Consider the following 13,259-nt stretch of genomic DNA (forward strand, 5'->3'; position numbering starts at 1 on the left):
TTTTCTATTTTTTTGAATATTTTTTAAAAATCATAAAATTAATATTTATGAGAAAAAAATAACTAAATACGCACATTTAGTTTTTTTAAAATTATACCAATCGTTAAAAAATAATTACTTTTCACTCACATACTTCTCTGTAGAGATTAAATGCACTCCCAAGAAAGAGTATCATGGCAGCAATTAAAGAATAATGAGCTTATTTTATGTCCAATTGGTTTCCAAAATGGCAGCCTTACCAAGGTGATATTGACCATCGGCCAGTCTCTACCAATGAATATCTCCCACCCGTTCAAAGTGCTGTTTTGGGTATTCAACATGCATTTGCTATGTTTGGAGCGACTGTTTTAGCACCCTTACTCATGGGTTTTAATCCTAACCTTGCTATTTTAATGTCTGGAATCTGTACCATTCTGTTTTTCTTAATTACAGGTGGTCGTGTTCCAAGTTACTTAGGATCAAGTTTTGCCTTTATTGGGGTGGTTGCAGCTGCAACTGGGCATATTACAGGTTCAGGTGCCAATCCAAATCTATCTATGGCTTTAGGTGGAATCGTAGCATGTGGCGTTTTTTATGCCATCATCGGTTTTATTGTGATGCTTACTGGTACACGCTGGATTGAAAAACTCATGCCGCCTGTGGTGACTGGTGCCATTGTGATGATTATTGGTCTGAACCTTGCACCTGTTACGATTAAAGGTGTTGCAGGCCAACCATTTGAAATGTGGATGGCCTTAATTACCGTACTTTGTATGGGTAGTATTGCAGTCTTTACTCGTGGCCTGTTGCAACGCTTGCTTCTGTTGATTGGTTTGATCTTGGCTTATGTGATTTATGCCATCACCACCAATGGGCTAGGTTTAGGTAAACCCATCGATTTTAGCCAGATCTCACAAGCCGCATGGTTTGGGATTCCAAGCTTTTCGCATCCTACTTTTGACACGAATGCTATGCTAATTATTGCGCCAGTTGCGCTTATCTTAGTAGCAGAAAATCTAGGACATATTAAAGCTGTTGGCGCGATGACTGGTGAAAACCTGACCCCACAATTAGGTAAAGCATTTGTTGCAGATGGTTTGGCAACAACATTATCTGGTAGTGTCGGCGCGCCAGGGATGACCACTTACGGTGAAAATATTGGTGTGATGGCAGTCACTCGTGTGTACTCAACCATTGTTTTTGTGATTGCTGGTGTGTTTGCAATTTTCTTAGGTCTATCTCCAAAATTTGGCGCGGTGATTAGTACGATCCCAAGCGCAGTTTTAACAGGTGCATCTATTGTTGTGTTTGGTTTAATTACCATTGCTGGTGCAAAAATCTGGATCGAAAACAAAGTTGATTTTTCTAACAATAAAAATCTAATTGTTGCTTCAGTCACGATTATTTTAGGTGCTGGTAACTTTGAATTATTGTTTGGTAATTTCAATTTAGGTGGTATTGGTACCGCAACTTTTGCAGCCATTATTTTAAATTGGCTGTTTAGTTTAAAAGATAAAACCTAAATTCAAAAAGGCAGCGCAAGCTGCCTTTTTTTATTACGATTTAGTATGATGACTTTTTAGCCTTCAATACGTTCCCTGTCATGCGTTTTGATTTTTTTGATTTACAGCTGGTTCTTCATATTGTCTCTACGGGTAGCCTAACCAAAGGTGCAGACCGCTCTGCAATTTCACTTCAAGCTGCCAGCGAACGCATTAAAAAACTCGAACAATATTTTGAAACGCCCTTATTTATTCGCCACACAACGGGAGTGGAGCTCACCACAGCAGGTCACGCATTTGTAGAGCATGCGCGTCAACTGATGACACAAAAAGAGCAGCTCGAACAAGAAATGCAGCGTTTTAGGCCGCCTACAACAGAGTCATTAACGCTTTGGTGTAACTCTTCTGCTCAAAGCGAATATTTGCCTCCGTTATTACCTCAATATTTAGTGCTTCATCCTGAAATGAATATTGATTTACACGAGGCAGAAAGTTCAGAAATTGTAGAGGCATTAACGCAAGGAGTTGCAAATCTTGGGCTGGTCTCAAGTTTTTTTGATACCAGACATTTGCAAACTAAGGAATTTGCTAGTGATCCATTAGTTCTGATTTGTCCTCCTACTCACAATTTAGCTCAATACCAAGAGCTGAATTTGGTAGAGGCTTTAAGTTATGGTTTTATTGGTCTTAAGCCCCACCATTCGTTGCAACAGTCCATCGAAACTCAAGCTAAGCTATTAGGCTTTAACATACAGTACCGTTTGCGCTTACCTAATTTTGGCGCGATTGCTGAGGTCGTCGCCAAAGGCGTCGGAATTGCGATTATGCCGGCTCGTGCTGCCCAGCGTTTGCAATCAGACTATGACTTTCATTCCATTCAACTGCTAGGCGCGTGGGCAAATCGTAAACTGCTTTTGGCCACACAAAATTTTAATCAGCTACCTAATAGTTATAAACAATTTTCAGATTTTTTATTGCAACATCGCCCTTAAAAATTAGCTTAATGCAAAATCATATAAAGCCCTAATGATACCAAACCTATAAAAAAGATACGGCGAAATAACTGCTCATTTAACCGATAACGGATTTTTTTACCTAAGCACATTCCAACGAGCGCTGCCAACAATGCAGCGAAAGATAAACGATAATCTAATGTCATTCCCGACATAGGGTTGTGGTGTAAAAAGACTGCAAGACAAATGGTAGAAACAGTAAACGTTAGTCCTAAAGCCTGAACCAACTCATCACGCTTTAAATGTAAAGACTGCAAATAAGGAACGATTGGAATAATAATGACACCAGTTGCTACAGTCACTGCCCCGCCGATATATCCAATAATCGGTGATAGCCAATGTTCATACTTCCCTAAGTGAGGAAGTTTCTTCACGCATAGACCATAGAGTCCATATAGGGCCAACATGCAGCCTAATAAAATTTCACTACTATGCCCATGACTTTGACTTAAAGTAGGTAAAAAGCTCCATATTGAACCTACTATAATGCCCACAAGCAAAGTCCAGAAACGGCGAATAAAAACCCAGACATGTCCTTCAGCAAAAAGTTGCCAGACATTGGTGACCATTGAAGGGACAATGAGCAGAGAGGCTGCCTGAAAAGGGCTCATTGCGATGGTGAGTAAGCCCATCGATACCGCGGGCAATCCTAAACCGATCATGCCTTTAATCATGCCAGCGAAGGCAAAGACCACTATAATAATTGCTAAAAAAGTCACTGTTTATCTCCGATTCCTTAAAGGATATGCTACGGAAAAAACAGGTACTGCCCTATTCTTGTTTTTAGGAGTAGGCCTCAATTAAAAGTTGAGGCTGTTTTATATTTTTCTTCTAATACATTGCTAAAAATACTTTCGATCATCCACACACGATACAAGCTATTAAATACGTAGGTCTGACCATCAATACGCAGCTCTAAAACCGGTAAATCAGGCTGATGCTTGTCTTTGCAAAGTGCATCATTCTGCACCAAAACAGATTGAACATCTTTGTCGGTTAGCTGCTCAATCCCAAGTTGCTGCTGTAACTGTTGAAAATGTTTTAAGAAAGATAAATCTTTTCCTTTCGTCCAAACTGCCTGCAATATTGTAAAAATTGTATCGATTTGCTGATTCTCTTGCACACTATAGAAAAGCTTTGCCATCTCTAATGTGCTTTCCTCAGTAGGACGACAAAATGGCGTAAAGGCCACACCTGTTCGTTTAGAAACACGTGTTGCCAAACTCCAGTCAAACCAGTCTCGACCTTGATAACTTAAAGGGTAAACTTTTAGTTGAATATCATAATAATCAGCCAGCTCTTCCTTGATATAGGCAAGTAACAACCAGCTCATTGGGTCTTCTAAAGCAATATAGATATCAAGCTCAGGATGAAGGGTCTGAATCTCGGTAAGTGCTTCAGCATCATTAATCAAATGTTCACGCCATTCGATATGATTAATTAAAAAAATTGGATTGCCCGTCAGTAACTTTTGCTGCTTCAGACGACGAGTTAAACGTAGTAAATCATCTACTGCGTGATATTTACGTCCCCCAAATTCAAAGTATGCCGCGGGTACAGGCTCATCCGTAAAAATGCGTTCTGAAAAATGTTGAGGAAGCTGATGTTTAACTGCCATGGCATGTAAAGTACGCAACTTTCCATATTGTTGTTGCCAAAGCATGTGAAAAATATCTTCTAATAGATGGAAGAAGTTCTGACCTTGTAATGGAGTTCTTTTTAATATGACTGCCGCTTGTTTTAAAGATTCTGGGCTTGGGATTTCTGGAAATTCATCGAAACCGAAACGATGTTGTTTGGCTAATATCTTGGCATCATTCAGACAATAATTCTGCCACTCTTCATGCGACATGCTGTTTGGAGGTTCAGAAGCCGTATGCGAAATAATAATTTTTAAAGGCTTAAGTTCATCACTTAAAATTTCATCTAGCTGAGACAATTGCTGAACAGCCAAATAGCTATACACATCATCAAGTCGTAAATAAATACTTAAACCATTTTCCGTGGGTAACACCGCTTGACGAGAAGGCTTTTGGTAAAACCAGCTCGATCGAATAGGGTCAAACCAACGGCGTAGCAGTGACATGAGTTGTGCCTCTAAAAAATAAATCCTAAGCGAGATCAAAGATTGTTTTGATCATAGTGCAAGGTAAAACAGTAGTCGAGATTGAAATATAACTACCTTAGTTTACGCAGAAAATAAGTCATGTTTTTAGCAAGTTTCTACGTAGGTGAAGATTTTATCACCATTTTACGGCAAACCCATAGAATGATCTAAAAACACCTTTTTCTACAAGCTGATTTTTTTTACCAGACATGAAAAATGCACCCTTAACATGATAGCAATTCATCGTGTTAAAGGGTGCATGATTCCTAATCAATTATTAAAATTGAATATTTTATAGAACGCGTACAGCTCCTTTCGCTGCACTTGTTGTATGCATTGCATAAACTTTTAACGCTTTTGATACTTTACGTTTACGTTCTTCTTTCGGATGCCAGCCTTTCGCTTCTTGCACTGTACGACGATGTGCCATAGTCGCATCATCAACGTTTAAGTGAATCGTACGGTTTGGAATATCGATTTCAATAGTATCGCCATCTTCAACCAAACCAATTGCACCACCTTCAGCTGCTTCTGGTGAAACGTGACCAATCGAAAGACCTGATGAACCACCAGAGAAACGACCATCTGTTACCAATGCACAGTCTTTTCCTAAACCTTTCGATTTAAGGTAGCTGGTTGGGTAAAGCATTTCTTGCATACCCGGGCCACCACGTGGACCTTCGTAACGAATCACAACCACATCGCCAGCTTTAATGTCATGACCTAAAATTGCGTCTACAGCCGCATCTTGGCTCTCAAATACACGTGCCGTGCCTGTAAATTTCAAGATTGATTCATCAACACCCGCAGTTTTCACGATACAACCATCAAGCGCGATGTTGCCGTATAGAACCGCTAAACCACCATCTTTAGAGAATGCATTTTCTGCATTACGGATAACGCCTTTTTCACGGTCGCCATCTAATGTTGAATAATAGCGATTTTGCGAGAATGCAACTTGAGTTGGAACACCACCTGGAGATGAGCGGTAGAATTCATAAACGTCTGCATCTTCAGTACGAATAATATCCCACTTATCTAATGCATCTTTTAAAGTTTTCTCGTGTACAGTCGGTACAGATACATCAAGTAAATTCGCGCGATCAAGCTCGCCTAAGATCGCCATGATACCGCCAGCACGATGAACATCTTCCATATGAACGTCTTGTTTTGCAGGCGCTACTTTAGACAGTACAGGAACTCGACGTGATAATTCGTCAATATCATCCATTGTAAAATCAACTTCTGCTTCACTTGCCGCAGCCAATAAATGCAGAACGGTATTGGTTGAACCACCCATTGCAATATCAAGGGTCATCGCATTTTTAAATGCAGCCTTGGTTGCAATTGAACGAGGTAAAATGCTTGCATCTTCTTGTTCATAATAGCGCTTAGCCAATTCAACAATAAGCTGGCCTGCTTTTAAGAATAATTTTTTACGGTTTGCATGCGTCGCAACAATCGAACCATTACCCGGTAAAGATAAACCTAAAGCTTCTGTTAAACAGTTCATTGAGTTTGCAGTGAACATACCTGAACATGAACCACAGGTTGGACATGCCGAACGTTCAAATTCTTCAACTTCTTCGTCTGTATAACTTTCATCAGCCGCAACAACCATTGCATCAACAAGGTCAATCGCTTTTTCATTACCCCGGAACTTAACCTTACCAGCTTCCATTGGTCCGCCAGAAACGAAAACAACAGGAATATTAAGACGCATCGCAGCCATGAGCATTCCCGGAGTAATCTTGTCACAGTTTGAAATACACACCATGGCATCTGCACAGTGTGCATTCACCATATATTCAACTGAGTCAGCAATCAAATCACGTGATGGTAAAGAATAAAGCATGCCGTCATGCCCCATTGCGATCCCGTCATCAACTGCGATCGTATTGAACTCTTTAGCAACACCACCTGCTGCCTGAATTTCTGCTGCGACAAGCTGCCCTAGATCTTTAAGATGTACATGGCCCGGCACAAATTGAGTAAATGAGTTGACCACCGCAATAATCGGTTTGCCGAAATCCTCATCTTTCATTCCTGTTGCACGCCATAAGCCACGTGCGCCAGCCATATTTCTTCCGTGTGTCGATGTTTTTGAACGATAGTCAGGCATTAGTGTTTCCAACAAGTTGTGCTTGAGCGGAATTTTTCCCGCTCTGGCGAATGATACTGATATAGCGTTAGATCAGTCGGAATATTGACTCATCATCATAATTTGATCATTCTCCATTCTATAGAAGCAAATAATATTCGGAAAGCCAAGAACAGTAATAGACAGTCAATATTTAGCAAAACTTACATGAATAATTTTTTATTTTTTCATAACCTTTTTTTATCAATAAAAGTTTTTCAATAATTTTTTGTTCACTATTTAAAAACTAAAATGCTCAATCGCCATGATTTTAGGGCTTCAATCGTTTTTCACGTATACTACGCCTAAACTCTTTTTGGATTGCATTTGTGAAAATTATTTTTGCTGGCACCCCCGAATTTGCTGCAACAGCATTGGCGGCTTTATTAAAAACTTCCCATGAAATTATCGCGGTTTATACTCAGCCAGATCGTAAATCGGGTCGTGGACAAAAACTAACGTCTTCTCCTGTAAAACAACTTGCTCTTGAGCATAATATTCCTGTTTATCAACCCCTTCACTTTAAAGCATCTACAGAAGAAGGACTCGCAGCTCAACAAGAACTGGCAGCTTTAGGCGCAGATGTGATGGTAGTTGCAGCCTACGGTTTGATTCTTCCACAAACTGTGCTCGATACACCGAAATATGGCTGTTTAAATATTCACGGTTCACTATTACCACGCTGGCGCGGTGCAGCACCAATTCAGCGTGCAATCGCAACAGGTGATGAAGAAACCGGAATCACAATCATGCAGATGGCTGCCGGTTTAGATACAGGCGATATGATGTATAAAACATACTGCCCAATTACTGCCGAAGATACCTCAGCGACATTACATGACAAACTCGCAGCTCAAGGTGCAACAGCAATTTGTGCGGTACTCGAGTCAGAAGCAACACTACAAAAATATTTGGCAGAACGCGAAGTTCAAGACGAAAGCTTAACAGTCTATGCTCATAAACTCGTAAAGTCAGAAGCTCGTATTGATTGGGCAATTGATGCTATTCAAGTTGACCGAAATATTCGTGCATTCAATCCTTGGCCAGTTGCCTTCATTCAGTTAGATGAAAGTAATGCTCTACGTGTCTGGAACTCAATAATTTCTAGTCAAAGCAAAGCGAATGCTCAAGCTGGTGAAATTATTGCAATCGATAAGCAAGGTGTACATGTTGCTTGCGGTGAAAATACATTTATTTGTCTGACTAGCGTGCAGTGGCCGGGTGGTAAAGCATTAAACGCTCAACAAATTGCACAAACTCAAAAACTTCATGTAGGACAAATTTTGCCATGAGTCAGGTTACCTCAAATTCCTCACGTTTTAACCTGCGTGCTCAAGTCGTCCAGACGTTACTAAAAGTTCAGCAAGGCCAATCACTCGCTAGTATTTTAAATACACAGCTGAATCAGGTAGCAGAGCGTGATCGTGCTTTGTTTCATGAGCTTGTGTTAGGCACATTGCGCCAATGGTTTGCCCTTAAATCAATTAGCCTACCGCTACTCAGCAAGCCTTTAAATAATGAGACAGTAGAAACCTGTCTTTATGTGGGTCTTTATCAAGTTTTATACACGCGTATTGCAGCGCATGCCGCTATTTCAGAAACAGTAGATGCAACCAAACAACTTGGATTCCCTGCACTCAGCGGTATTGTGAATGCAATTTTACGCAGAGCTACTCGTGAAACTGAGGACTTTCAGCAAGGTTTACAGCAGGCGCATGGCTTACCAAGTTGGCTTTTCAAACGCTTAAAAAAGGATTGGGGTGAACAAACGGAATCTCTCTGCCAATCTTTGAAGCAAGTCGCGCCTTTAACCTTAAGGGTGAACCAGCGTCATATTGGCCGCGATGCTTATTTAGCAAAATTACAGAGTTTAGAAATTCAGGCACGTGCTTGTACTTTGTCTGAGGTAGGTATTGTTCTTGAACAGTCTGTACAAATTACTCAACTACCCGGTTTTGAACAAGGTTGGTTTTCGGTACAAGATGAACACGCTCAGCTTTGCGCAACATTATTGCAAGATTTGAACGATAAAATAGTAGTTGATGCTTGTGCTGCCCCAGGCGGTAAAACTGCTCATTTACTTGAAAAATTTAAACCTGCTCAGCTCATTGCGATTGATCAGGATCCAAGCCGTTTAGTGCGTGTAACTGAGAACTTAAATCGCTTAGCACTTGATCAAAGTCATACAGAGATTTTAGCAGCCGATGCAACTCTATGGATACCTGCACAGCCAGTAGATTGTATAGTGCTCGATGCACCTTGCTCTGCTACAGGGGTTATTCGTCGTCATCCTGACATACGCCTATTACGCCAATCTAGTGATATAGCTCAAACTATTGAGCTACAAAAGCAGATATTGGACCACATGTGGCAACAACTCAAAGTTGGCGGTACATTGCTTTACATCACCTGTTCAATTTTAAAAGCTGAAAATGAACAGCAGATGATGAAATTTTTTGCTGAAAATCCAAATGCAAAAGAGATTAAAATTGAAGCTGACTGGGGAATCGAGCAAACTCATGGCCGACAATTACTGCCAGAAGCGCAGTCTGGTGATGGGTTTTATTATTGTAAAATCCAAAAAATTGCATAAAAAAAGCAGGCTTTAAGCCTGCTTTTTTACTCGATCAGCATTAAAGTGTGTGCTGATCTTTTACTTCTTCTAAAACATCATCTAATTCTTCCGGATGTTTCGATAAATGGATAATGGACAAAGCCAAGCCACCCCATAAAAACACCATCGAAATTACCATCATCACGATTGCTGAAGTATTCATTATTCTGTCCTCCTAGCGATCTTTCATTTTGCTTAAAACAATTGCAACGACTGCACAGAAAATCACACTGCCCCAGCCGAATACACCTTGTAAGCTCATACTATAAGTATCATAGCCATTTTTGATCAAATTAAATACAGTCATACTGAGTGTAGTTAACAAGATTAATGATGTAATCACTGTTAAAGTGAAATCCCATCCCTTACCTAATTGAATAGTTGAGATGCGATTGACGTGATCACGAAGTTCCATTAGAGCAGAACGTTTAAACCAAGCCACGGTAATAATAGAAAGTAAAGCACCGCCAATAATACCGATGTTATTGATAAAGTGGTCAACGATATCAACCAGTTTAATTGCGTTTACACTTGAGAATAAAATAATTGATACAAGCGCACTACCACCACCAATAATGGTTACAGCTTTTTTACGGCCCCATTTCAATTTATCTTGCATTGCTGCAATAGGTACTTCCAAAATACTCACCATGGAAGAAATACCAGCGACGAAAAGGGAAGAGAAGAATAAGAAGCCAAATAAATCGGCACCTGCACCTAAACTTGAAATAATTTTAGGGAATGCAATAAATGCTAATCCAATCCCGCCACTCACCACATCTTTAACTTCAGTACCTGCAGCATGTGCCATAAAACCAAGCGCTGCGAAGATACCAATACCAGCCAAAATCTCTGTTGATGCATTTGCAAAACCAACGATTAAACCAGAACCTGTTAAATTCGTTTTTGGTTTCAAATAAGATGCATAAGTCACCATGATCCCGAAACCGACAGAGAGGGAGAAGAAAGTATGGCCATAAGCCGCTAACCAAACTTTATAATCCATCATTGCTGACCAGTTCGGCGTAAAGAAAGCATTTAAGCCTTGAACCGCGCCTGGTAAACGTAATGATTGAATCACTAAAATAGTGAAGAGAATAAATAATAAAGGCATGAAAATCTTATTTGATAATTCCACACCTTTTTTCACACCACCATAAAGAATGATTAAAGTAAGTGCCCAAATCCCAACAATCGGCCAGAATAAATGGCCTACAAACTGTAAATCAAAACCAGTTGCTTTTGTGGTTTGCAAATAGGTATTAAAGAAGAAACCTTCCGGATCACTTCCCCACATTTGGCCAATAGAGAAATAAACATAACTACCAGCCCAAGTGAGTACACTTGCATAGTACAAACCAATGATAATACAGACACAAACCTGCCACCAACCTAAAGTTTCTCCGCCTTTAAATAGGGCACGATAAGCTTTAGGCGGGGAGTTAGTACTACGATGACCTACCGCATAATCTAAAAATAGCAACGGTAAACCAGCAGTAATGAGTGCCAATAGATAGGGAATAAGAAACGCACCGCCACCATTTTCATAAGCAACGTATGGGAAGCGCCAGATATTACCTAAGCCTACAGCCGAACCAACGGCTGCAATAATAAAACCAGATCGTGACGTCCAGTTTTCACGAGAATCTGTCATAGAACACCTAATGTTAAAAGATTACTTATTTTTACTGCTATTGTTGATTGTTATTCCGCATGCAAAAAAAGAACCAAAAAATACTTTTGTGTTTGTAGAAAATAAAAAGCACCTTTTGAGTATTTTTATTCCCTTAACAAACAAGCAAAAATAGAAAATTCTTCCTTAAAGATTTTTGTCCATTTTTTGCCCCTATATAGCTGAACAATACCTGTTTTTATTTCTTTTTACTGTAATTTCCGTCAGAAATTTTATGAATTTTCTGAGTTTTTTTCACAATTGGTTATTTTTCAGCTAATATTTACGTTCTACTACTTGTAGCTCAACATTATTGTTCAATGACATTTTCTGCCAACTCTTAAAAAAGCTCCTTTAATTACTCAACTTATCCACTAATTTATTTTTAACTCTCCAGTTATCAATTAAAATTTAATAAGCGCGATAAGATTGACAAAATTTATACTAAATTTTCTACAAGATTAAATTCATTTAAATTAAATAGAAAATATTAATTCCTTGAAATAAATAAACTTTTTTAAGGACTAAAAATTTACTCATATCACACACCTCAGATCTTTATTTTTTATCAATGCATCTGTAGCAAGATGTCTATATCATGCGCTCAAAGATTTCTTTTATGTGGATGTAAAAATGAAAATATTAAAAATATCTTTATTAACGCTCGGGATGGGCTTAAGTGGCTTTGCTCAAGCAGACTTCGTAGGAGTAAAAGGAGACGTAGGTTACTGGTTTTATGACGGTAAAGCGAATATGTCTTCTCAATCATCCGAAGATCAAGACTTAGACCAAAAAGGTAGTGCTCAAATCTCATTAGCAGTAGAGCACCCAATTCCATTTATTCCCAATGCCAAAATTCGTTATGTAAATTTAGATACCGAAACTAAATCAGAAACTTTAGGTCAAGCCAATTATAAAGTTGATTTAGATCATAGCGATTTTATCCTCTACTACGAGTTACTAGATAATATCGTAAGTGTAGATGCTGGTCTTGGTGCAACTATATTAAATGGTGATATTACTGCGTACACAGGTAAGCGCGTGGATATTGATAAAACATATCCTATTGCTTATTTGTCAGGTGAAGTAAAACTACCGTTTACAGGCTTAAGTGCTAAAAGTGAAGCAACTTATACAAACTTTGATGATGCACGAATTACAGATGCACTAGCAGAAGTAAAATATAAATTTGCAGATAACCTACTTATTGATCTTGGTCTAACAGCAGGCTATCGCATACTTAATATCGATTTAGATGACTACGATAACAATGACCTTAAATTTGAGTTTAAAGGCCCATATGTAGGTCTAGAAGCACATTTCTAAATCAGAATTTCAGAAATAAAAAAAGAACTCTATATGAGTTCTTTTTTTATTTAAATCATATCTACATAACCTAAATATTCTCGAATCCTTTGGCACCACGCTTGAATATTTGGATATAGCTCCAAATCAAAACCACCTTCCTCCGCGACATGGGTATATGCATATAAGGCAATATCAGCAATAGTTAATTGATCTCCAACAAGATAGTCGTGATCTACTAGAGCTTTATCCATAATAGATAGTGCTTTATGGCCTTTTGGCTGTAAATTATGATATTCCTCGATTCTTTCTGGTGGTAACCCTAAATATTTATTAATAAAACGAGCAACTGCAATAAATGGTTCATGACTATACTGCTCAAAGAACATCCATTGGTACATTTTGGCTTTAATAAAAGGATCTGTAGGAATAAATTTTGTTCCTTCAGCCAAGTAACCTAAGATAGCATTCGATTCACTCAAAACACGACCATCTTCTAGGACTAGTACAGGTATTTTTCCATTAGGATTTAAAGATAAAAAATCAGCTGTTTGAGTTTCTTTGTTTAAAATATCAACGTGGATCCATCTATGATTAATATTTAATAAGGAAAGTAATAGTTTTATCTTATAGCAATTACCCGAACCGACATCACCATAAATTAGCATAGATGCTTTTCCCTTATTATGCATACATAAAAGATTAATTTTCTTATTATTTATAGCACAACTCTTCCTGAGTATTCTTATATTTATTTCCCGCACCTATATTTTTTATCACAATAAAAAACACCCCCATTCATTGGAATGGGGGTGTTTAGAATAATGAGCTGGCGATGACTTACTCTCACATGGGTAACCCCACACTACCATCAGCGCTAAGAGGTTTCACTTCTGAGTTCGGGAAGGGATCAGGTGGTTCACTCTT

At 38.8% G+C, this 13,259-nt stretch carries 11 protein-coding genes and 1 rRNA gene; 5 read left to right on the forward strand and 7 right to left on the reverse strand.

The genetic code is table 11. The features are described from left to right. Positions 1-206: 206 nt before the first annotated feature. Positions 207-1,502 (forward strand): solute carrier family 23 protein, encoded by a 1,296-nt coding sequence (locus tag ACTJJH_RS06415; RefSeq protein WP_002119102.1) that lies wholly within the window; start codon positions 207-209, stop codon positions 1,500-1,502. 80 nt (positions 1,503-1,582) lie between these two features. Further along, positions 1,583-2,473, forward strand: coding sequence for a LysR family transcriptional regulator (locus ACTJJH_RS06420; protein WP_002119266.1), 891 nt, complete (start codon positions 1,583-1,585; stop codon positions 2,471-2,473). An 8-nt stretch (positions 2,474-2,481) separates the two neighbouring features. Here ACTJJH_RS06420 and ACTJJH_RS06425 read toward each other — a convergent pair whose 3' ends face one another. The 3 genes from ACTJJH_RS06425 to ilvD all read right to left on the reverse strand — a co-directional run bounded on the left by ACTJJH_RS06425 (position 2,482) and on the right by ilvD (position 6,723). Further along, positions 2,482-3,213: a sulfite exporter TauE/SafE family protein gene (locus tag ACTJJH_RS06425; protein ID WP_198912080.1), complete on the reverse strand. Its 732-nt coding sequence runs from the start codon at positions 3,211-3,213 to the stop codon at positions 2,482-2,484. Positions 3,214-3,290: 77 nt separating this feature from the next. Then, positions 3,291-4,580 carry a hypothetical protein gene (locus ACTJJH_RS06430; RefSeq protein ID WP_372550412.1) on the reverse strand — a complete coding sequence of 430 codons (1,290 nt, stop codon included), beginning with the start codon at positions 4,578-4,580 and terminating at the stop codon, positions 3,291-3,293. A gap of 313 nt (positions 4,581-4,893) precedes the next feature. Further along, positions 4,894-6,723 carry a dihydroxy-acid dehydratase gene (gene ilvD / locus ACTJJH_RS06435; RefSeq protein ID WP_005804318.1) on the reverse strand — a complete coding sequence of 610 codons (1,830 nt, stop codon included), beginning with the start codon at positions 6,721-6,723 and terminating at the stop codon, positions 4,894-4,896. A 347-nt stretch (positions 6,724-7,070) separates the two neighbouring features. Here ilvD and fmt point away from each other — a divergent pair, with 347 nt between their 5' ends. After that, positions 7,071-8,033 (forward strand): methionyl-tRNA formyltransferase, encoded by a 963-nt coding sequence (gene fmt / locus ACTJJH_RS06440; protein WP_440600901.1) that lies wholly within the window; start codon positions 7,071-7,073, stop codon positions 8,031-8,033. Beyond that, positions 8,030-9,334, forward strand: coding sequence for a 16S rRNA (cytosine(967)-C(5))-methyltransferase RsmB (rsmB, locus tag ACTJJH_RS06445; RefSeq protein WP_440600902.1), 1,305 nt, complete (start codon positions 8,030-8,032; stop codon positions 9,332-9,334). Before fmt ends, rsmB begins: the two co-directional genes overlap by 4 nt. A 40-nt stretch (positions 9,335-9,374) precedes the next feature. Here the strand turns inward: rsmB and ACTJJH_RS06450 are convergent, their stop codons facing one another. Beyond that, positions 9,375-9,518: a methionine/alanine import family NSS transporter small subunit gene (locus ACTJJH_RS06450; protein WP_002119126.1), complete on the reverse strand. Its 144-nt coding sequence runs from the start codon at positions 9,516-9,518 to the stop codon at positions 9,375-9,377. 12 nt (positions 9,519-9,530) lie between these two features. Beyond that, a complete protein-coding gene (locus tag ACTJJH_RS06455; RefSeq protein WP_086375991.1) occupies positions 9,531-11,009 on the reverse strand; it encodes a sodium-dependent transporter in 1,479 nt (492 codons plus the stop codon). Between the two features lie 639 nt (positions 11,010-11,648). On the opposite strand from ACTJJH_RS06455, the gene ACTJJH_RS06460 reads away from it, so the two are divergent. Continuing rightward, positions 11,649-12,353: a TIGR04219 family outer membrane beta-barrel protein gene (locus tag ACTJJH_RS06460; protein WP_440600903.1), complete on the forward strand. Its 705-nt coding sequence runs from the start codon at positions 11,649-11,651 to the stop codon at positions 12,351-12,353. 50 nt (positions 12,354-12,403) lie between these two features. Here ACTJJH_RS06460 and ACTJJH_RS06465 read toward each other — a convergent pair whose 3' ends face one another. After that, positions 12,404-13,000, reverse strand: a complete 597-nt coding sequence (locus tag ACTJJH_RS06465) for a glutathione S-transferase family protein (RefSeq protein WP_372550407.1) — start codon at positions 12,998-13,000, stop codon at positions 12,404-12,406. Positions 13,001-13,159: 159 nt separating this feature from the next. Further along, positions 13,160-13,259 (reverse strand): 5S ribosomal RNA (rrf, locus tag ACTJJH_RS06470); the annotation flags it as partial.

Source organism: Acinetobacter sp. 22301 (assembly GCF_052045285.1).
In the GTDB taxonomy this organism is placed as follows: Bacteria; Pseudomonadota; Gammaproteobacteria; order Pseudomonadales; family Moraxellaceae; genus Acinetobacter; species Acinetobacter pittii.